Source organism: Pseudomonas sp. PSPC3-2 (genome assembly GCF_049897085.1).
Taxonomy (GTDB): domain Bacteria; phylum Pseudomonadota; class Gammaproteobacteria; order Pseudomonadales; family Pseudomonadaceae; genus Aquipseudomonas; species Aquipseudomonas paraveronii.
On record NZ_JAFCVO010000015.1, the window covers coordinates 1 to 20,058 of the forward strand.

A 20,058-nucleotide genomic window follows, 5' to 3' on the forward strand; every position below is an offset into this window, starting at 1 on the left:
AGGATTTCGACGCGGACATGGGGCAAACCCAACTGCGCGAAGCCGCCGAGGAGTTTGGTGCCGCCTACCGCGACCCCGATCACCTGGCCTCCAACCTGAGTCGGGTATTACCGGCTAACGCTCCACCCGTGGCGGTGTTGCGCATCATCACCGCTGACGCACGCGTCGAGTGCCGGCAGATGAAAGCATCGGGTCGGGCCAGGGTAAGTCAGCTGTTTCCGCCGCCAGCCGGTCAGCACAATCATCCAAACGAAAATACCCGGGGTCCGGTAGACGAAACCAGCAACGCCTCGCAGCCTGCGGGGTTGTTGCGAGCGCTGCTGGATGATCAGGTCCACGATTCCCGCGCCTGGTTTCTTTATTCAATGGGGCGCGAGTGGATGGGCAGCTATTTCCGTGAGCGCATGGTGTTTTTCGGCGAAGCCAGCAGAAGAGAGCTTGCGCTTAATCCTGAAGTGAAAGCGACGATGCTCGCCGGGCGCACGCCTTTGCCAAGCTCGGGACTTTCCGTTGCCGCTCAACCACCTGTCATGGATGCACAACGTATGGCCGAGGCTCAGCAAGCCATCGAGGCGCACTGGGACGCCTTTTACGCCAAGGTCAGCGAGGTGAGTAATGCGCCGGCCTGACCCCGTCTTTCGATGCTCTGCAACAGGAGTAAAACCCGTGTCGAACTCTATTTCCTATCGAGTACTGATAGGTGCCCTCTGCGGGCTGGTTGGGGCTGTGCTAGTGCAGAGCGCTCATGCCAGCACCCTTGAAGCAATTAATCACACTCACTGGGCGATCAACCGCTTTAGTGTCGATGGTCGATCGGGTATCGACATCATCGGTCCGTATCAGGGGGGTGGGGGAGGTTGCTGTTACGTCGCTCCGTCGCGCTGGCAGCCGGGAATGACGGTGCGTGTTGATTGGGAAACTGGTGTCGCCTATCCCGATGGTTTCCCCGGTTTTGCTGACGAAGCCAAATACGAAGCTTGGGCGGTAAAATTAAGAGCCCAAAAACGCCAACACAGCAAACTAGTCCCCATCCCCGACTACACCGGCCAAAAAGTCTGCGGCCTAACCGTACATTTCCTGCCCTGCGATGAACTCCAGGTCACCACCTCCTGCTACGCCTATGGCAGCCCCGAATACCCGATCAAAACCCCGCTGCACTTACCGGAGCCTCAGTCATGTCCGAAGTAATGTGCGGTCTTAATCGGGAGGTGCGGTGATGAAGCCGGTGATTCGTCAAGGAGACACGTTGGAAGAATTTGGCGGCGAAGTGCTGGAGGGGCATTACGAGTGTCATGGTAAGCCGATGGCCTGTCAGGGCGACGCCGTGCGCTGCAACCTGCACGGTCGCACCGAGATCGCCGAAGGCACCGACCTGCTGCACATCGACGGCCGGCCGGCGGCGCTGCATGGCCACCGCTGTAAATGCGGATGCACGCTGGTCAGCTCAATGCCGGACACGCAGGTGGCCTATTGAATGCCGCGCCTGAGTTTGCCGCTTATCCCTTGGTTCCAGCCCCGGTGTACTCACGCTGGATGGTCAGCGGAGTGATCTTGCTGGTTGTTTTGGCCGGTGTGGGCGTGGTGTTGCGATCGGTCATTGAACCGCATGTGGCGGTTACCGCTGTGGCCTTTGCATCACTGGTCTGGTTGTTGGCATTGCTGTTGCGCGTTTTGTACTTTCGCCTCAATTGGCATAACGCACAGCGTTATCACGAGGCAGCCGAACAGGTCAGCCAGGCGTGGTGGATGCGCCATCGGCAGCATGTCGGCCTGGTCGAGTCCGTGCTGGTATCCGCGCCATGCACCACACCGGAACAGGGGCTACTGCTATTCAGCTCAGACCACCAGCCACCCGCGCCGCAGACAACGCTTGAAGGGCGAGCGATTCATCTTGTTCAGGTGTTTGGAAATGATGTCGCCGAACGTGAGCGCAATTTAGCGATTTTGCTCGCACTACAGTGGCACCGACAGCGTGATGAACACTCAGTCGCGCAGCCGCTACGTTGCTACTGGCAGGGTTCGCTGTCGGCATGGCAAGCATTTGCCGAACAAATGGCGCTGTGTTCTCCCCCGGTTCAACTGCCTGAACAGCCAGAACCTTGGGAGGGTATTCGTACCCTGGATTCGGTTATTGACCAATTGCAGGGCGCTCCCGCAACGGCCTGCGTCCTCTGCGCCGGTTGCCAATCCTCGACTATCCAGCAGGAAAATCCTTTGCCGGCAGGAGAGGCGGCGGTGCTCTGGTTATTCGGCCCGGAAGGCACTGTGCGTTTTTCTCGCGGCGAATGGTTTTCGGCTGATACCGAGCAACTCTCTACGGTCGCTAAGCGTGCTCTGCAACAGCGCGAACTAACCACCCCCACTGACGTGTGCGTGTCGTTTGCTCAGCCAACTGTGCCTGAGCTGCCTGCCGCTGGCTGGAACACCAAGCAGCACGTGCAAGACGCCAACTTCGGCGCCCTGGAGCATCTACAGGCCATGGTCGTACAAACCCTGGCTGCCTGGTACGCCGAGCTACATCAGGTGCCTTGCGCCTGGTTGGCGAACGACCCTCATCACACCCTGGCCCTTGGAGTTGTGGAACCCGATGACTCAAATAGTTGAATCTCCGAAAATATCCTCTGGGAAGACGGCGTTATTGCTCGCTGTGATTCTGGCGGTACTTGTCGCTGCGGGGGCCGCGATCTGGTGGTTGTTGATGGAGCCTAGGCTTCTCAGCCGTGCCGTGATGCGGGATGTCGTGCTCAAGGGCATATTGCTGTGGGCATTGTTGTTCGGCATGGCGCTGGTGGTCTGGCAGATTGTCCAAAAGGGCATCCGCAAGTTAGTGCTCGGTTCCCGGTTGTTGCCAGTGCCCCCTCCCGCCGAACCCGATGAACAGCCGGACCTGGCAGAGATAATTCAAGGGCTGCGCAAGCACTACGGCTTCTTCTGGCGCCACAAAATCCGCCTGCTTCTCGTCATCGGCGAACCCACCGAAATCGAAGCCATCGCCCCCACTCTGGCCGATCAGCAATGGCTCGAAGGCCAAGGCACGGTCCTGCTGTGGGGAGGCAGTGCCCAGGCCGCGCTGGATCAATCATTCCCTAAGCACTGGAGTGGGCTGAGCCGCTGGCGTGCGTTGGACGGGGTGGTTTGGGCGCTGAACAAAACCCAGGCCGCCGACGATGCCGCGATGGGCAAAGGTGTACGCCAGGTGCAGCGCCTTGCCCGTGACCTGCACTGGCAGTTGCCGTTGTACCTCTGGCAGGTCTGCGACAGTGCATGGGCGCAGGACACTCGCAAGGCGCAGCCGGTGGGCTGCCGGTTGCCCGAGCGTTTCACTGCGGCGGCAGTGGAAACCGCTCTGACGCGCTTGCTGGAGCCTTTGCGGCGCGAGGGCTTGGCGCAGATGAACGGTGTGATGAAGCAGGACTTCCTGCTACGCCTGTCCCGGGATTTGCAGGGCGAGGGCATCGCCCGCTGGCGTCATACGCTGGCGTCCCTGGGCAGCGATTTTGCTCATGGTGTGCCGTTGCGTGGGTTGTGGTTCAGCCTGCCGGTACAGCGCTCGCCGCATGACAAACAACAGGAATGGTCGGCTGCCCCGGTGTGGCACGGCGTACTCGGCGATAACGCCAGTGGCCGCCGGCTGGGCTGGAGCGTGCCGCGCGTTGGCTATGCGCTGGTGCTGGGTTTGGCGACGTTATGGGGCGCCGGATTGTTGCTGTCGTTTGTCAGCACCCGTGCGCAAATCGCCCAGGTGCAAAGTTCGTTGGCGGCATTGCAGCAGACGGGCAGTAGCGACGAGCAACTCAGCGCACTCAACGATCTGATGCGCGAACTGGCGCGTCTGGATTACCGCGCCGAACACGGCGCTCCGTGGTACCAGCGCTTCGGCCTGAATCAAACCCCAGCGCTGCTTGAAACGGTGTGGCCACGCTACGTCGAAGCCAACAACCGCCTGATCCGTGACCCGGCGGCGGCCAATTTACGACGACAGCTAAACGCGTTGATCAGTCTGCCTGCGGGCAGCGAGCAGCGGGCAGCGCGAGCCCAGTCTGCCTACGAGCAACTGAAGGCTTACCTGATGATGGCGCGCCCGCAAAAAGCCGACGCCACCTTCCTGACCAAAGCTCTGCGCAACGCCGAGCCGGTGCGCGACGGTGTATCGCCGGGACTTTGGCAAAGTCTGGCGCCTAACCTGTGGCAGTTCTATGGCGAGCACTTGGCGGCGCACCCGGCCTGGGCTATCAGCGCTGACCCGAGGCTGGTTGCTCAGGCCCGACAGGTTCTGCTTGGGCTGTTGGGCCAGCGCAATGCAGAAACCAGTCTTTACCAGCAGGTCCTCGACACAGCGGCCAATCAATACCCAGCGCTAAGCGTGCAAAACATGGTGGGTGAAACCGATGTTCTGGCGCTGTTCTATACCGAAGCCAGTGTACCGGGCGTGTTCACCCGCCAGGCCTGGGAGGGCCAGGTGCGCCAAGCCATCGATGCGATCGCCGACGCGCGCCGCGAAGAAATCGACTGGGTGCTCAGCGACAACCAGACCGATATCGCCGCTGAGCTGACCCCGGATGAACTCAGAGAGCGGCTTACCGAGCGTTACTTCCAGGATTACGCCAGTGCCTGGCTGGGCTTTCTCAACAGCCTGCGCTGGAACCCAGCCAATAGCTTGGGCGATGTGATCGACCAACTGACCTTGATGACTGATGTGCGCCAATCGCCGCTGATTGCCCTGATGAACACGCTGGCCTATCAAGGGCAGGCTGGCACTCGCGACCAGGCCCTGGCCGACTCGTTGATACAGTCCGCGCAAAAGCTGATCGCCAAGGACAATGGGCCGATGATTGATCAACTGGCACAAACGCCGCTCAGTCCGCTGGATGCCACTTTCGGGCCGTTATTGAGCCTGCTCGGCAAAGACCCCGAGGGCAAGGCCGATAATGACCGGTTGAGCCTGCAGGCGTTCCTGACCCGCGTCACCAGGCTGCGCCTGAAATTACAGCAAGTCAGCAATGCGCCTGATCCGCAGGAAATGACCCAGGCCTTGGCGCAAACCGTGTTTCAAGGCAAGAGCGTCGACCTGACAGACACGCAGTCCTACGGCAGCCTGATTGCGGCCAGCCTGGGAGCAGAGTGGAATGGGGTCGGCCATACGCTTTTTGTGCAGCCTTTAGATGAAGCGTGGCAACGGGTGTTGCAACCCTCGGCTGCCGGGCTCAATAGTCAGTGGCAACGCTCAATCGTTGGTGATTGGCAGAGTGCTTTTGCTGGGCGCTATCCGTTCGCGCAAACCGCCAGCGATTCCTCGTTGCCGATGCTGGGGCAGATGATTCGCGCCGACTCCGGGCGTATCGAGCAGTTTTTACGCAGCCAACTGAGCGGTGTGCTGCGCAAGGAAGGCAGCCGCTGGGTCGCCGACCCGCGCCATAGCCAGGGGTTGCGGATTAATCCGCAGTTTCTGGCGGCGATTAACCAACTGAGCCATCTGGCCGACGTGATCTATACCGACGGCGGCATGGGTTTGAGCTTCGAGCTTCAAGGCAAACCGGTGCGAGATGTCGTGCAAACCACCTTCATCCTCAATGGCGCGCACCATCAGTATTTCAACCAGAAAGAGCTTTGGCAGCGTTTCAATTGGCCTGGGCGCGGTGACCATCCCGGCGCTAGCCTGAGCTGGACCAGCATCCATACGGGCGAGCGCCTGTTCGGTGATTACCAGGGGACTTGGGGCCTGATCCGCTTGCTGGAAAAAGCTCGAATCACCCCCTTGGACGACGGCGACAGCCGCTACCGCGTGGTCCTCAAGGCCCCTGATGGTTTGAACCTGACGTGGAACCTGCGCACCGAACTGGGCGCGGGGCCTCTGGCCTTGCTCAAGCTGCGTCACTTCACGTTGCCGCCACAGATCTTCCTCACCCAAGGCACCGCGCAAGTGCCGTATGCGCAGAGCGGGGTTTTTGAATGAGCCTGTACACCTTGATCACCCATTGTCTGGGCGAGCGCGACCCCTTGGCCTTGGCCCGCAGCCAAGCCGAGCGCTGGCAGACGTGGCTTCAACCGATCAGCGCAGACTCGCCTGTAGGCGAAGACCCAGGCTATGACGATGACTTCCAACGCATGCGCGAGGAGGTCAACAAGCTCTCCGGTGCGGATGCCGAGCGGGTGGTTCAACTGGCAGAACAGCTGCTGATCCACACCTGCAAAGACCTGCGCGTCGCTACGTATTACCTGTGGGCGCGCGTGCAGAAGGACGGGGAGGCCGGGTTGGCGGATGGCCTCAGTTTGCTCGCCGCGTTGGTGGAACGTTTCGCTGCCGATGTGCTGCCGTCGCGGCCCAATAGCCGCAAGATGGCGCTGGAATGGCTGGCCAGCGGCAAGGTGCTGGACAGTCTGTCGCTGTACCCCGAAGTGGTGCGCAGCGAAGCCGAGCGCACGGCGGCGGCGCTGGCCTGGCTGGAGCGTGGGCTTGAGGCCTGGCCGCAAGATCAGCGCCCGGCACTCGGTGCGCTGTACGGCGCGTTGTCCGCTCGATTGACGCAGTCCGGAGGGGTTGATGCGCTCGTGCCGCAGCACAGCGCCAGTCACGAATCGACTGTGCAGACGGCGGCGCCGAGCGCCACGGCCATCAAGTCTGGGCGCGACTTGCTGGACAGCGGTAGGGCGTTGGCCGGCTATCTACGCGAGCAGCCCCAGGGCTGGCTGGCGGCGCATCGGCTGATGAAAAGTTTGCGCTGGGACACGGTACACCAGGTGCCGCCTGAGGAAGCCAGCGGCAATACGCGGCTGGCATCTCCCCGAGGTGATTATCGGGCGCAGCTCAAGCGCCTTTACCTGCAACAACGCTGGACTGAATTACTCGATCAGGTCGAACGAATGTATGCCGAGAGCGTGAACCACTTCTGGCTGGATTTGCAGTGGTACTTGTACCAGGCGCTGAGCAAACAACCCGCGCCACAAGACGGCTGGGCGGACATCATCAAGCGTGACTTGGGTATGTTCCTCGAACGCTTGCCCGGGCTGGAACTGTTGCACTGGAACGACGGCACGCCCTTCGCCGATGAGACTACCCGCGACTGGATCACCCAGCACGTCAGTGGCAACCGCACGCAGCAATGGCTACCGGCACCGAAGGCGGTGCTGACCACGAGCGATGCCGAGATCTTGTCGCTGGAGGACGAGGCGGTGGCCCTGGCCGACAGAGAGGGCGTGGACGTGGCGCTCGGTTGGCTGGCGGCACGGCCGGGCCTGCAGACCGGGCGCCAACGCTGGTTGCTGCGCCTGCTGATGGCGCGTGTCGCCGAGCAATACGGTAAGGGCGATTTGGCCATGCACGTATTGGCCGAACTGGACGCTACCGCGCAGCACCACGCGCTGGCGTGCTGGGAGCCGGAGCTGAATTTCGAGGTCAAGGCCCGGCTGCTCAAGCTCTTGCGTCAAAAAGCGCAGCGCACCGATGCAGACAAACCCACGCTCGCCCGGCGCACCGAAGCGCTGTTGGCGGCGTTGGTCGCCATCGACCCGGTACGCGCCGCCGTGCTCTGCGGCTAACCCTCATTCATCAGGAATCTATCTGTGAGCATGGACAATTTAACCCTGCGCTACTACGACGCCGAAATGCGTTACCTGCGCGAAGCCGGCAAGGAATTCGCCGAAGCGTTCCCGGATCGGGCGGCCCAGCTCAACCTGGACAAACCGGGCGCGCAAGACCCCTATGTGGAGCGCCTGTTCGAAGGCTTTGCGTTCTTGATGGGACGCCTGCGCGAGAAGCTCGACGATGATTTACCGGAGTTGACCGAGGGGCTGGTCAGCCTGTTGTGGCCTCACTATTTGCGCACCATTCCGTCGCTGTCGGTTGTCGAGCTTGTCCCTGAGCTCGCGCAGATGAAACGTAGCGAGTTGGTCGGCAAGGGGTTCGAGGTGTTATCCCAACCCATTGGTCCGCAACGCACCCGTTGTCGTTACACCACCACTCAGGATCTGACGTTGCAGCCGCTGGCCCTGGAGTCGGTGCGACTGGCCTACGAGCCGGACGGTCGCTCGCTGTTGCGCCTGCGCTTTGCCTGCGGCGCGTTGACGGACTGGAGCCAGATCGAGCTGAGCCGCCTGCCGCTTTACCTGAGTGCCGATGCACCGCTGGCCAGCGCCTTGCACCATGCGCTGACGCTGAACACCCAGGCGTTGTACGTGCGCCTGCCGGAGCAGCACGAGCGCCAGGTATTGGACGGCCATTTTGCGCCCAAGGGGTTTGCTGACGAAGATCGGCTGTGGCCCAAGGGTGACAGTGCGTTCAGCGGTTATCAGTTGCTGCTGGAGTACTTCACCTTTCGCGAGAAATTCATGTTCGTCACCCTCTGTGGTCTGGAACATTTGAGCCTCAGCGCCGATATGCCTTGGTTCGAACTGGACGTGGTGCTGCGTGACGCATGGCCAAAGGAACTCAGTGTGAGCAGCGAACACATTCGCCTGCATGCCGTGCCGGTGATCAATCTGTTTGCGCTGGAGGCTGACCCGCTGACGCTGGCGCCGTTACAAACCGACTACCTGCTACGGCCAATGCGGTTGCAGGACGGTCATACCGAAATTTATTCGGTCGATCAGGTCACCTCGTCAAAAAACGCCGTGCGCCATGACTACGTGCCGTTCAGCAGCTTTCGCCACAAGGGCGGCATGCTGCGCGACGAGGCTCCCGAGCGATATTTTCATACCCGTTTAAAGCGCTCTGCCACGGGGCTGCATGACACCTGGCTGATCCTGGGCGGTGACGGCTTCGATAAGGACCGCCTGCGCAACAGCGAAAGCCTGTCGTTGCGCCTGACCGGCACCCACGGCCAGTTGCCGCGCAAGGCGCTGCAAAGCACGTTGCTCGATACGCTGGTGCAAACCACCCAGACCGGTTTGCGCGTGCGCAACCTGTGCGCGCCGAGCTTGCCATGCTACCCACCGAACCGCGACCGCTTTCACTGGCGGGTCCTGAGCCACCTGGGCTCGAACTTCCTGCCGATGCTCGACAACGCCGAAGTGTTGCGCGGCACATTGGCTCTGTACGACTGGACGGGCAGCGAGCTCAACCGTCGTCGTCTGGCAGCGATCGTCGAGGTCCGTCATCACGTGGTCCAGCGTTTCGAGAAAGGCTTTTTGCTACGCGGGGTGGATATCGAAATCACCCTCGATGCCAATGGTTTTTCAGGGGAAGGCGACATCAGCCTGTTCGGCGAGATGCTCAATCGCTTCTTCGCCTTGTATGCCGACATTCATTTGTACACCCAGCTCACGCTGATCCTGCAACCTACTGGAAAGTGCCTGCGATGGAACGAGAATCACAGTCAGCGTATTCCCGGCTGAAAACCAGCGGTTTGCTGGACGCCTTGCAAGGGCAGGTGGCCGAGGCCAATCTGCAGCGTTTTTGCCAGTTGCTGGAACAGGCCTTGCCCGGTCACCCACCCTTGGGCAGTACCGCGCACCCGGCGGATGACGCCGTGCGCTTTCGGCCCGATCCGGGCATGGGCTTTCCGGCCGGCGAGTTGAAGTCGATTGAAATCGATGAAGCACACCCGGAGCGTGCGGCGACGGTGCGCACCCGCTTGCTCGGGTTGTACGGCGTCGATTCGCCGATGCCGACCGTGTATCTGGACGACATCGCGCAGCGTCGGGAAGGGCATGCGGCGCTGGAAGCCTTCCTGGATATTTTCAATCACCGGATCTTCACCCAGTTCTACCGGATCTGGCGCAAATACTCCTACCCGGCGACGTTCGAAGCGGGCGGCACCGATGCCACCTCGCAGTGCCTGTTGGGCTTGATCGGCCTGGGCATTCCCGGCACCGCGCAACAGGTCGGCACGCCGGTCTCGCGCTTTCTGGCCTTGCTCAGTGTGATGCGCCTGCCCACGCGTAATGCCGAAGGCATCGCCGCATTGGTCACATTGCTCGCCCCCAACACCCGGGTGCAGGTGACCCCGCATTGGCCGCAAACCATTGCGCTGCCGGCGCCGGCCAGCCTTTCCCGGCAACGTCCGGTGAGCTTGTCCCAGGGCACGCCGCTGGGCCGTGTCGGCCACGACGCCAACAGCCAACTCGGCCTGACGCTCTATACCGAGCACGCGCAGGAAGCCCGTGGCTGGCTCCCCGACGGCCAGTTACAGCGCGACCTGCGGGTGCTGTTGCGCGTGTACCTGGGGTGGCGTTGCACGGCGAAACTGCGCTTGTCTCTGCCGCTGCACAGCCTGCCTGCGCCGGTGTTGGGGCAGGCGGCCATTCGGCTCGGCATGACCGGCGTGCTGGGCTTGGGAGGCGCCGCCTGGCGGGCGACCGAGCACGCCACCCTGACGATCAACCTGGGTCGCTACCAAGGCCTTTCGATTAACCCACGCAACAGGGAGACACAGCATGTCGCGTACCGTTTTTAATCTCATGATGCTAGCGGCATTCACGCTACCGCTGGGCGGTTGTGGGTTGGCCCAGACCGTGGCGGATGGCACGGCATCCACCGCCAAGGCGATCTTCTACAAGCAGGTCAACACCCTGCACCTGGATTTCAGCGCGCGCACGGCGCTGAACACCGATGCCACGGACATGCGTGCCTTGTCGGTGCCGACCCTGGTGCGGGTTTACCAATTGCGCGACAACAAGGCCGCGGCGCTGGCGACCTATGAAGGCTTGCTGGACGATGATGAGCGCTTGCTCGCGGGTGCGTTGCTGGACAAGCGCTCGGTGGTGGTGAAACCGGAGGAGGGCGCGCAACTGAATGTGCCGATGCACAAGGACGCGCAATTTGTCACGCTGGTGGCGCTGTTTCGCGACCCCGATACCCGGCAGGACACTTGGCGCCTGACGCTTACGCGTGACGACCTCGAGCCGGATCGCGCGCGGGTGATCGAACTGGGCGATAACCGCTTGACCCTGCGCCCGCTGGCGAAGGACTGAGCCATGACCGAGTACAGCCCATCGCTCTACGAACGCCTGCTGCACAATTTCGACGGTGAGTTGGACTTGCAGCGGGTCAGCGAGGCGGATCAGCACACGCTCTCCGTGCTGGACAACCTGCAGCGCATCCTCAACAGCCGAGCGGGCTCGCTCAGCCATCTGCCGGATTATGGGTTGCCGGACATGGGCCTGATCCTGCAAGGGCTGCCTGCCACGGCCCATGACTTGATTGGCACCATGACCGACACGCTGCTCAAGTACGAACCGCGTCTGGCGGCGATCACCATCGAACTGCTGCCCCAGGCGCTGCCGGGTCATCTGGAGTATGCCTTGGACCTGCAATTGAAGGATGGGCAGCGCGTGAACTTCGGCACCCGCCTGACACCCGAGGGCAAGGTGCTGGTGCGGCACTTGAAGCGACAGCATTACCTGTCGAAGCGTTGAACCGATAACGGAAGGGAAGCCCGATGACGGCGTTGTTTGAGATGCGTATTCAAGTCGGCGGTGATCCGCGCGGTTTCAGTGAGTTCAACGCTTTGCGCGATGAGTTGGCCAAGCTCAGCCATCCCGCTTGCCCGGATGTGGACTGGGCCAAGGTCGAGCAAGGCTGCCTTGCGCTGTTCCAGCAAAACGGCGCGGAGTTGCACAGCGCGTGCTTTTACACCTTGGCCCGCGGCCAGCGTCATGGGGTGGAGGGCATCACGCAAGGTGTGGCGTTGATCGAGGCGCTGGGCGGCGAGTGGGCGCGCCTGTGGCCGCCGATGGCGTCGGCGCGCCTGGACTTGCTGGGATGGTTGTTCGACCAACTGCAACTGCTGCTGCGCAGCGTGGTGGTGAACGCCTACAGTGTGGCCGCGTTGGTTCAATTGGACATCGAACTGGCGCGCTTGCAGGTGGTTTTGCGTACTCATCTAGACAGCCCTCTGCAATCGCTGCAAGCCCTGCGTTATCAGGTCGGCGGCCTGATCCAGCGCCTGGAGCAGAGCCCTGCGTCGGGCGAAACGCGGCTCGCACCGGTCAGGTTGATGGCGCCGGCGTTGGTGACCCCCGTGGTGATTCTGCCGCCCCCCAAAATGGCGCCGCGCAGGTCTCGCATTGGCCTGTGGTGGCTGGTCGGGGCGCTGATCGTCGTTGTGCTCTCGGGGTTCGGATGGCGCATGTGGCTGTCAGGTCCGGGCAGTGAACCGCTTATGTCCGAGCCGGTTCGACTGGACAGCCTGTCGCTGTTCGATGCCGGCAGTGCCACGCTCAAGCCGGGCTTGGCCAAGGTGCTGATCAATGCCCTGGTCGAGATCAAAGCCCAGCCCGGCTGGCTGATCGTGATCGCCGGGCATACGGATGCGACCGGTTCCGTCGAACAGAACCTGGCGCTGTCCCATGCCCGCGCCGCTGCCGTGCGCGACTGGATGCAGCGCATGGGCGACATTGCCGACAGTTGCTTTGCCGTCCAAGGCTTCGCGGCCAGTCAGCCGATTGCCAGCAATGAAACCGAAGCTGGACGCGCCGCGAACCGTCGTGTGGATATTCACTTGGTGCCACAAACGGGGGCCTGCGGCGAGGCCTCCGTGGCAGTGGACTGAGGGCTATTTCATCGCATGCTCAACCACCTGCGCCGGACGCGGTGCAGCCCGCGTGCACTTGGCCAACGCCTGCTGCACGTCCGCCAGCAGGTCGGCGATGTCCTCCAGCCCGACCGACAAACGTACCAACCCTTCGCTGATCCCGTGCGCTGCCCGCTCCTGCGGGGTGTAGGTGGAGTGGGTCATGCTCGCCGGGTGTTGGGCCAGGGATTCGGCATCGCCCAGGCTGACTGCGCGGCTGAACAGCTTGAGCGCGTTCATGAAGCGCCGGCCGGCCGCGATCCCGCCTTTGAGCTCGAAGGCAATCATCCCGCCGGACATGCGCATTTGCCGCGCCGCCAGTTCGTACTGGGGGAATGAGCGCAGCCCCGGGTACGTCACGCGTTCCACCGCCGGGTGCGCCTGCAAGGCTTCGGCCACCGCCTGGGCGTTGCTGCAATGGCGGTCCATGCGCAGCGCCAGGGTCTTGAGGCCGCGCATCAGCAGCGACGCGTCCTGCGGCGACATGACCGCGCCGGTGAGGTCTTTGAGCCCTTGCAGGCGAATGCGCTGCGCCAGTGCCTGGTTGCTCAACGCAATGCCGGCGGTGATGTCGCCATGCCCGCTGAGGTACTTGGTGGCTGAATGCACGACCACATCGGCGCCCAGGTCCAGCGGCCGTTGTAGGTAGGGCGTGCAGTAGGTGTTGTCGACCACCACGATGACGTTGGGCTGCTGGTGCGCAAGCGCCGCCACGGCGGCGATATCGACCAGTTGCAGGGTGGGGTTGGCCGGGGTTTCGCAGTAGATCATGCGCGTGGCCGGGGACAGCGCGGCGTGCAACGCGTCCAGGTCGGTGAGGTCGACATGGCGCACCTTGATGCCGAATTCGGCGATGCCATGGTGCAGCAGCGCGAAGGTGCAGCCGTAGAGCGTCTGGCTGACGATCACCTCATCGCCGGGGCGCAGCAGGGTCCAGAAGGTGGCGGCAATCGCGCCCATGCCGGAGCTGAAGGCGACGGCCGCCTCGCCGTTTTCCAGGCTGGCCATGCGCGCTTCCAGCAGGGCCAGGGTTGGGTTGGAAATACGCGTGTAGAAGTGCCCGCTTTGTTCACCGGCAAAACACGCGGCGCCGTATTCGGCGGTGGGGAAGGCGAACGTGGCGCAGAGGTAGATCGGCGGTACGAGGGCGCCGTGGTGGTCCTTGGGGTCATAACCGTGGTGGATGGCGCGGGTGGAAAAGCCGAATGCATTGTGTTTATTGTTCATGTCGGACACTCCTTATTTCCTACAATGCTATGCTCATAACCACAGCTGAACTTTGCAATATTTGCTGACAAAACCCGCGTTATGGGATGAAACCTCCCTAAAAATAATGATTAGAGGCACGTTATGCCCGTCAGCCTGGATCGCACCGACAAGGCCCTTTTAAACGCGCTGCAAGGCAACGCCCGCTTGACCGTGGCCGAACTCGCCGAGCGCGTATCCCTGACCACCTCACCCTGCTGGCGGCGGGTCAGGAACCTGGAAGAAAGCGGGGTGATCAGCGGTTACCAGGCGATCCTATCGCCCAAGGCACTCGGGTATGGGGTGACGGCGTTTGTCAGCATCATGATGGAGAGCCACACCCAGGAGGTCGCGCGGGCGTTCGAGCAGCGCTTGTTGGACATTCCGCAAATCGTGGCCTGCCATAACGTCTCGGGGCGCTATGACTTCCTGCTGGAGGTGGTGGCGAAGGACCTGGAGTCGTTTGGCGAATTCGCGCGCGAGGTGTTGCAGACGTTGCCGTGCGTCAAAGAGATTTACTCGAGCTTTTCCTACAAGTCGGTGCGGCCGTTGCGCGTGATTCCGTTGCCGGGCTGAGCCCATGCGCACATTGGCTACCTGATCTTTGCCGAAATTGGCTATTTCTCCTGAGCGCTCCGCTGACTAACCTGGCCACCCATTCCCAGTGTTCCGGAGCTCTACCATGCAACCCCGTATCGATTTCTACACCGCCTCCCCGGATGGCATGAACGCCATGCGCGCCCTGGAAACGGCTGTGGGCAAATTGTCCATCGAACTGCCGCTGCTGGAACTGGTGCGCCTGCGCGTGTCGCAAATCAACGGCTGCGCCTTCTGCCTCGACATGCACACCGCCGATGCGCGCAAGGGCGGTGAAACCGAGCGCCGCCTCTACACCCTGTCGGCCTGGCGTGAAACGCCGTTCTTCACCCCGCGTGAACGCGCCGCGCTGGCCTGGGCCGAAAGCCTGACCCTGGTCAGCCAGACCCACGCCGCAGATGAAGACTACAACCTACTCGCCGCCGAGTTCAGCGCCCAGGAACAGTTCGATCTGAGTGTGGCTATCGCCACCATCAACAGCTGGAACCGCCTGGCGGTGGGCTTTCGCAAGATGCCCACGTAAGCCTTCAGTCGGCCTTGAAATAACCGCGTGGCGTGGTGCCGGTCATGCCCTTGAAGAAGGCGATCAAGGCGCTGTCACTGGCAAAGCCCAGCTCGAACGCGCAATAGCCCAGGTTGCGCCCGCTGGCGAGCAATTCGATCAGCCGCATCAGCCGCCACTGTTGGCGCCATTGTTGATACCCCAGGCCGGTTTCCCGCCGGAAGATGCGGCCGATGGTCTTGGCGCTGGCGCCCAGTTGTGTTTCCAGGTTTTGCAGCGTTGGCGGCAAGCAGTCCAGATGGGCCAGCAACGGTGCCAGGCGTTTGTCCCGGGGTAAGGGCAGCAGCATCGGTTGCTCGGCGGCTGCCTGGATTTCGTCCAGACACAGCGCCAACAGATGGGCGTAACGACCGGTTTGCCAATCGCTGTCGAAGGGCGCCATCGCCATCGGTTCCAGCACCGCGCGCAGCAAGGCACTCACCTCGATCACCCGCACGTGTTGCGGCAATTGATCCGCCAGGGCCGGGCTCATGTAGACCGAACGGTAGTCGACGGTGTTATGCATCTGTGCGCGATGGGGCACGCCGCAGGGAATCCACGCGGCGCGGGTGGGCGGTAGCAGGCACAGCTGGTTGTCCAGGGTAATGCGGCTGCAGCCCTGCTGGGTAAACAGCAGTTGCCCGCGTCGGTGCCGGTGCAGGCCGGAATCGTGGTCGCCGAGCTGGGCAGCGATGCCGATGACCGGTGCCGGCAGGCGGTCGGGATCGAAAGACGTGTCGGCGGCGAGCCAGGCCATAGATTGTCCGATTTGATGGATAAGCTGTCGAAGTTTGGATAATACCCCAGCGGCCAGTCCTTACACTCCTTGCGTTGTTTTTCGGGGAAGGAGCTGTCGGTGAAAAGTACAAACCTGTTGGTGCTGGCCGTGGCTTTGCTGATGTTCCCGCAACTGGCCCAAACCCTTTACAGCCCGGCCCTGGGTGATATAGGCCAGGCCTTTGCGGTCGGGCCGGAACGGGCCGGGCAGAGCCTGTCGGTGTACTTCCTGGCGTTCGCGTTCGGCGTGGTGGTGTGGGGCCGCTTGTGTGATCGCTGGGGGCGGCGTCCCGTCATGTTGGCGGGGCTGTCGATGTATGCCGGCGCCTCGGTGCTGGCCTTGGGTGTGAGTACCTTCAATGGCCTGCTGCTGGCCCAGGCCTTGGCGGCGTTTGGCGCGGCGGTAGGTTCGGTGGTCACGCAGACGTTGTTGCGTGATCGCTTCCAGGGCGCCGAATTGGCCCAGGTGTTTTCCGTGATGGGCATCGCGCTGGCCGTCAGCCCGGCGCTGGGCCTGTTCAGCGGTGCAACCTTGGTGCAGCACTTCGGCTATCGCGGCATGCTTGCCGGGTTATTGCTGCTGGCGTTGGTGTTATGGGGCTGGTGCCTGTGCGCCTTGCCCGAGACACGTCCGGCAGCGTTGCCCACGGCTTCGCTGCGCCAGACCCTGGGCCTGATGCTCACGTACACCGGGCTATGGCGTGCGGTGGGGTTGGTGGGCGCCTTCAATATTGCATTGTTCAGCTATTACGCCGTGGGGCCGTTTGTGTTCGAGCGCCTGGGTCTGTCCGCCGCCGCGTTCGGTTACAGCGGGGTGCTGCTGGCGCTGGGCTCTGGGTTGTGGGGGCGTGGCTGAACAAGCGGTTGCTCAAGCGCGGGATGCACGGTGAGCAGTTGGTGTTCACCGCCGCCGGCATCGCGCTACTGGGTGGCCTACTGGTGTTGATGCTGCAAGGCAGTTGGCTGTTCGTCTGGCCGATGCTGCTGGTGGTGCTCGCATTCGGCATGGCAATTCCCAATGTGCTGGGGGCGGCGCTGACTGCCTACCACGACCGCCTGGGCACGGCTGCCGCGCTGTTCGGTTTGCTGTACTACCTGGTCATTGGCGCCGGGCTAAGCCTGGTCGCCTGGCTGCAAGACCTCGGTTGGAGCCTGTTGACCTGCGGTCTCGCGGCGCTGTGGCTGGCAGTGCCGCGTGGGCTCAGAAGTTGACCGAAGCACTCAGGCGCGCCGTCAGCGGCGCGCCCTGGAACAGGTAATCATCGCCCATGTACTCGCCTGCGTCGCGCCAATAGCGCTTGTCGAACAGGTTGTCGACGCTCAGGCGAAACACCGTCTCATAGCCATCGATTTTGGTGGTGTAGCGGCTGCCGACGTTGACCACGGCGTAGTCCCCGACCTCGACGTTGCCGCTGCGGTTGGCGTACTTCTTGGCGCTGTATTGCACGCCACCCAGGACCGCCAGGCCGTTGACCCACGGCAGCGCGTAGTCGGCGTAGACACTGGCGCGCAGCTTGGGCACGTTGATTGCCTGGTGGCCTTCGTAGTCCGGCGTGCCGCTGCCGCTGACCCGCGCGCGAATCGCCGCGACGCTGGTGGCGATCTGCAGGCGGTCGGTGGCCCAGCCGTTGGCCGACAGTTCCAGCCCAGTGTTTTTCTGTTCGCCTTGTTGCACGTAGGTGAAGTTTCCAGCGCCATCCGGCTTGGCATACTGGTAGGCCTGGCGCGTCTGGAAGACAGCGGCGGCGAAGCTGATGCGGCGCCAGTCGTACTTCACGCCGGCTTCGAGTTGCCGTGACACGGTCGGGGCCAGGGTTTCGTTCGGGTTGCTCGCGAACCACGGCGCGGTGCCGCCCAGGGACAGGCCCTTGCTGTAGCTGGTGTACAGCGAGATGTTTTCAATCGGCTTATAGATCAGCGATGCCTGGGGCAGGAACACGTACTGCTGGGTATGGCGCGCCGGGTCGCCATTGCTGTCAAAGGCTTTTTCATCGAGGCGCACTTCGCGACCGCCGAGGATGGTTTGCCACTGCTCGTTGAAGCGGATGCGGTCGGTGACGAACACGCCGTACTGGCGACTGTCGAGGTTGCGATGGCTGTCGTTCAACGGCACGTTGGTCGGCGCAAACGTCGGCGCGTCCTCGTTGATATTGCCGCTGCCGATGTACGCGTTGACCGCCTCGCGCTTGTCGATCACCCGGCGAAATGCGCTGGTGCCGAAGGTCAGTTCATGGCCCAGGCCGACGGTGTCGAACAGCCCGGTCATGGCCGCCTGCACGTCATCGTCGCGGCGTGTGTCGTCGGGGCTGCGGTAGTCGTAGATATCGTAGTCACCCTCGGGGCTGAAGGTGTTGGCGTTGCAAGTGCCCACGTAGAAACAGCCCCAGGCGAACGAACTGTAGTCATCGATCACCACCTTGCTGCGCGCCGCGCTGAAACTGCCTTTCCACTGGTCACTGAAGCGGTATTCGAACGTGCCGTTGAGGTTCAGCGAATCGATACCGACCTGCTTGGAACCGCTTTGATGGCCCAGCAGCTTTTTCGGCGATGCATCGTGGGGCACTTCACTGCCGCCCAGCAGTTGGTAGCCCGGCACTGAGCGCTGTTGTTTGTTCTGGTATTCCGCATCCAGTTGCAGCACCGCGTCGGGGCTGATGTTCCAGTCGAACGCCAGTGACAGGAAGTCGCGCTGGCCATTGGCGTGCTCCACGTAGGAGTTGAGGTCTTCATGGGCCACGTTGGCGCGTAGGCCGAACTGCTGCTCGCTGCCGAACCAGCCGCCGACGTCGGTGGCGATATAGCCGCTGCCGCGGTCGTCGCTGGACACCGTCACCGAACGCACGTCTTGCGGGCGCTTGGTCACGTAGTTGATCACGCCGCTGGGCTCGGAAATCCCACTTTGCAGGCCGGCCAGGCCCTTGAGCACTTCCACCTGTTGTTTGTTTTCCAGGGCGACGTTCTGCTCGCCGGTGATGGTGCGGCCGTTGATCTTGTAGCTGCTCGCGGCGTTCAGCGAGAAGCCGCGCACCACGAAGTTTTCGTAGTAGCCGATCGGCGCATAGCTGTCGCCTACCGAGGCGTCGTTGCGCAGCACTTCGCTGAGCAGGCGGGCTTGCTGGTCCTTGATCAGGGCGGCGTTGATCACGCTGATCGAGGCGGGGGTGTCCAGCAACGGCGCTTCATTGAAGCCGCCGACCGAGGCGGTGTCACTGCGATAACCGGACTCATCCTGGCCCTGGACCTGCACCGCCGGCAGTTCAATTTCCGCAGCCAGACTGCTGCCGATGCCACCGCTGAGCAGCAGGCCGAGGGCGAAACGTGAAGTGACGACGGGACGGAAACGCAAAACCATGGGGCAAGGCCTTAAAGCGCAGGACGGGGGGCGCATAAACTAGGCATAAGTGCGTGCATTTACAAGGATTCGCGCGTTGAGACGGCCCGTCTCAGCGTGTACGCCGATCCACTCGCGTCTCGACAGGCCAGGTAGGCATCTGCGATAGACGAGGCTTCTCTCATTGTTGCAGGAGGTCGTCATGAGTACCGCTGGAAACGTTATCGCTGGAAAAGTAGCGCTGGTGACCGGCGCCGGGCAGGGCATCGGCCGGGCCATCGCCCTGCGCCTGGCAGGGGACGGCGCTGATATCGCGCTGGTGGACATCAATGGCGCCAAGCTCGAAGCCGTGGCCGCTGAAATCGTCGCGGCAGGGCGCAAGGCGTCGGTGTTCATCGCCGACGTCTCCAAACGCGAACAGGTAGTGGCTGCCGTCGAGCACGCGTACCAGACCCTCGGTGGCTTCGACATCATCGTCAACAACGCTGGGGTGGCGCAGATCGATTCACTGCTGGAGGTCACCCCGGAGCAGGTCGAACGCACCCTCGGCATCAACGTGCAGGGCGTGTTGTGGGGCATCCAGGCCGCCGGCAAGAAGTTCAAGGCGCTCAAGCAGAAGGGCAAGATCATCAACGCCTGCTCGATTGCCGGGCATGAAGGCTTTGCGCTGCTGGGCGTGTACTCGGCGACCAAGTTCGCGGTGCGCGCCCTGACCCAGGCGGCGGCCAAGGAACTGGCGAGCGCCGGGATCACCGTCAATGCCTATTGCCCAGGCGTGGTCGGCACCGATATGTGGGTCGAGATCGACAAGCGCATGGCCGAGATTACCGGCGCCGAAGTCGGCGCGACCTACAAGAAGTACGTCGACGGGATTGCCCTGGGCCGCGCTGAAACGCCGGAGGATGTAGCGGGGCTGGTGTCTTACCTGGCGGGGCCGGATGCGGACTATATGACCGGGCAATCGCCGTTGATCGATGGTGGGATTGTGTACCGATAGCCCTGAAAGCACGCGGTTCAAAGGTGGGAGTGGGCTTGCCCGCTCCCACATGTTTGACCGT

Annotated in this window: 16 protein-coding genes and 2 pseudogenes; 15 read left to right on the forward strand and 3 right to left on the reverse strand. The window is 62.5% G+C overall.

The features are described 5' to 3' along the window. The 11 genes and pseudogenes from ACP7CJ_RS22070 to ACP7CJ_RS22120 form a co-directional block, all read left to right on the forward strand. A pseudogene (locus tag ACP7CJ_RS22070) lies at window positions 1-629 on the forward strand (T6SS phospholipase effector Tle1-like catalytic domain-containing protein); the annotation flags it as partial. A gap of 64 nt (window positions 630-693) precedes the next feature. Next, a complete protein-coding gene (locus tag ACP7CJ_RS22075) occupies window positions 694-1,188 on the forward strand; it encodes a DUF3304 domain-containing protein (protein WP_426102074.1) in 495 nt (164 codons plus the stop codon). A 28-nt stretch (window positions 1,189-1,216) separates the two neighbouring features. Next, a complete protein-coding gene (locus tag ACP7CJ_RS22080; RefSeq protein ID WP_247400365.1) occupies window positions 1,217-1,474 on the forward strand; it encodes a PAAR domain-containing protein in 258 nt (85 codons plus the stop codon). Next, window positions 1,471-2,604 carry a hypothetical protein gene (locus ACP7CJ_RS22085; protein WP_426101982.1) on the forward strand — a complete coding sequence of 378 codons (1,134 nt, stop codon included), beginning with the start codon at window positions 1,471-1,473 and terminating at the stop codon, window positions 2,602-2,604. The genes ACP7CJ_RS22080 and ACP7CJ_RS22085 overlap by 4 nt, the downstream gene beginning before the upstream one ends. Before the next feature lie 34 nt (window positions 2,605-2,638). Then, window positions 2,639-5,953: an ImcF-related family protein gene (locus tag ACP7CJ_RS22090; RefSeq protein WP_426101984.1), complete on the forward strand. Its 3,315-nt coding sequence runs from the start codon at window positions 2,639-2,641 to the stop codon at window positions 5,951-5,953. Beyond that, the gene (gene tssA, locus ACP7CJ_RS22095) at window positions 5,950-7,536 is read left to right on the forward strand and encodes a type VI secretion system protein TssA (protein WP_426101986.1); all 1,587 of its coding nucleotides are present in this window, start codon (window positions 5,950-5,952) and stop codon (window positions 7,534-7,536) included. Before ACP7CJ_RS22090 ends, tssA begins: the two co-directional genes overlap by 4 nt. Before the next feature lie 24 nt (window positions 7,537-7,560). After that, window positions 7,561-9,330 (forward strand): type VI secretion system baseplate subunit TssF, encoded by a 1,770-nt coding sequence (gene tssF, locus ACP7CJ_RS22100; RefSeq protein ID WP_426101988.1) that lies wholly within the window; start codon window positions 7,561-7,563, stop codon window positions 9,328-9,330. Further along, window positions 9,294-10,391: a type VI secretion system baseplate subunit TssG gene (tssG, locus tag ACP7CJ_RS22105; RefSeq protein WP_426101990.1), complete on the forward strand. Its 1,098-nt coding sequence runs from the start codon at window positions 9,294-9,296 to the stop codon at window positions 10,389-10,391. Before tssF ends, tssG begins: the two co-directional genes overlap by 37 nt. Then, the gene (gene tssJ / locus ACP7CJ_RS22110) at window positions 10,372-10,908 is read left to right on the forward strand and encodes a type VI secretion system lipoprotein TssJ (protein ID WP_426101992.1); all 537 of its coding nucleotides are present in this window, start codon (window positions 10,372-10,374) and stop codon (window positions 10,906-10,908) included. Before tssG ends, tssJ begins: the two co-directional genes overlap by 20 nt. 3 nt (window positions 10,909-10,911) lie before the next feature. After that, window positions 10,912-11,352: a type VI secretion system baseplate subunit TssE gene (tssE, locus tag ACP7CJ_RS22115; protein ID WP_247403325.1), complete on the forward strand. Its 441-nt coding sequence runs from the start codon at window positions 10,912-10,914 to the stop codon at window positions 11,350-11,352. Between the two features lie 23 nt (window positions 11,353-11,375). After that, window positions 11,376-12,488 (forward strand): OmpA family protein, encoded by a 1,113-nt coding sequence (locus tag ACP7CJ_RS22120; RefSeq protein WP_426101994.1) that lies wholly within the window; start codon window positions 11,376-11,378, stop codon window positions 12,486-12,488. Window positions 12,489-12,491: 3 nt separating this feature from the next. Here ACP7CJ_RS22120 and ACP7CJ_RS22125 read toward each other — a convergent pair whose 3' ends face one another. Beyond that, a complete protein-coding gene (locus tag ACP7CJ_RS22125) occupies window positions 12,492-13,736 on the reverse strand; it encodes a methionine gamma-lyase (RefSeq protein WP_426101996.1) in 1,245 nt (414 codons plus the stop codon). A gap of 123 nt (window positions 13,737-13,859) precedes the next feature. Between ACP7CJ_RS22125 and ACP7CJ_RS22130 the strand changes: the two genes are divergently transcribed. Together ACP7CJ_RS22130 and ACP7CJ_RS22135 are read left to right on the forward strand one after the other, a co-directional pair. Further along, complete coding sequence (locus tag ACP7CJ_RS22130; RefSeq protein ID WP_247403316.1) at window positions 13,860-14,330, forward strand: Lrp/AsnC family transcriptional regulator; 471 nt, start codon at window positions 13,860-13,862, stop codon at window positions 14,328-14,330. 106 nt (window positions 14,331-14,436) lie between these two features. Further along, on the forward strand, window positions 14,437-14,874 hold the full coding sequence (locus ACP7CJ_RS22135; protein WP_276197766.1) for a carboxymuconolactone decarboxylase family protein: 438 nt from the start codon (window positions 14,437-14,439) through the stop codon (window positions 14,872-14,874). Window positions 14,875-14,878: 4 nt separating this feature from the next. Here the strand turns inward: ACP7CJ_RS22135 and ACP7CJ_RS22140 are convergent, their stop codons facing one another. Further along, on the reverse strand, window positions 14,879-15,649 hold the full coding sequence (locus ACP7CJ_RS22140) for an AraC family transcriptional regulator (protein WP_276197767.1): 771 nt from the start codon (window positions 15,647-15,649) through the stop codon (window positions 14,879-14,881). Between the two features lie 99 nt (window positions 15,650-15,748). On the opposite strand from ACP7CJ_RS22140, the pseudogene ACP7CJ_RS22145 reads away from it, so the two are divergent. Next, a pseudogene (locus ACP7CJ_RS22145) lies at window positions 15,749-16,881 on the forward strand (MFS transporter). On the opposite strand, the gene ACP7CJ_RS22150 reads toward ACP7CJ_RS22145, so the two are convergent. Next, complete coding sequence (locus ACP7CJ_RS22150; protein WP_426101998.1) at window positions 16,871-19,021, reverse strand: TonB-dependent siderophore receptor; 2,151 nt, start codon at window positions 19,019-19,021, stop codon at window positions 16,871-16,873. The pseudogene ACP7CJ_RS22145 and the gene ACP7CJ_RS22150 overlap by 11 nt on opposite strands. A 181-nt stretch (window positions 19,022-19,202) precedes the next feature. Between ACP7CJ_RS22150 and ACP7CJ_RS22155 the strand changes: the two genes are divergently transcribed. Beyond that, on the forward strand, window positions 19,203-19,997 hold the full coding sequence (locus ACP7CJ_RS22155) for an acetoin reductase (protein WP_426102000.1): 795 nt from the start codon (window positions 19,203-19,205) through the stop codon (window positions 19,995-19,997). Window positions 19,998-20,058: the final 61 nt, after the last annotated feature.

Coding starts and splice junctions, on each gene's coding strand:
- ACP7CJ_RS22080 (WP_247400365.1), top strand. CDS start 1,217: ATGAAGCCGGTGATTCGTCAAGGAGACACGTTGGAAGAATTTGGCGGC.
- tssA (WP_426101986.1), top strand. CDS start 5,950: ATGAGCCTGTACACCTTGATCACCCATTGTCTGGGCGAGCGCGACCCC.
- tssG (WP_426101990.1), top strand. CDS start 9,294: ATGGAACGAGAATCACAGTCAGCGTATTCCCGGCTGAAAACCAGCGGT.
- tssJ (WP_426101992.1), top strand. CDS start 10,372: ATGTCGCGTACCGTTTTTAATCTCATGATGCTAGCGGCATTCACGCTA.
- tssE (WP_247403325.1), top strand. CDS start 10,912: ATGACCGAGTACAGCCCATCGCTCTACGAACGCCTGCTGCACAATTTC.
- ACP7CJ_RS22120 (WP_426101994.1), top strand. CDS start 11,376: ATGACGGCGTTGTTTGAGATGCGTATTCAAGTCGGCGGTGATCCGCGC.
- ACP7CJ_RS22125 (WP_426101996.1), bottom strand. CDS start 13,736: ATGAACAATAAACACAATGCATTCGGCTTTTCCACCCGCGCCATCCAC.
- ACP7CJ_RS22130 (WP_247403316.1), top strand. CDS start 13,860: ATGCCCGTCAGCCTGGATCGCACCGACAAGGCCCTTTTAAACGCGCTG.
- ACP7CJ_RS22135 (WP_276197766.1), top strand. CDS start 14,437: ATGCAACCCCGTATCGATTTCTACACCGCCTCCCCGGATGGCATGAAC.
- ACP7CJ_RS22140 (WP_276197767.1), bottom strand. CDS start 15,649: ATGGCCTGGCTCGCCGCCGACACGTCTTTCGATCCCGACCGCCTGCCG.
- ACP7CJ_RS22150 (WP_426101998.1), bottom strand. CDS start 19,021: ATGGTTTTGCGTTTCCGTCCCGTCGTCACTTCACGTTTCGCCCTCGGC.
- ACP7CJ_RS22155 (WP_426102000.1), top strand. CDS start 19,203: ATGAGTACCGCTGGAAACGTTATCGCTGGAAAAGTAGCGCTGGTGACC.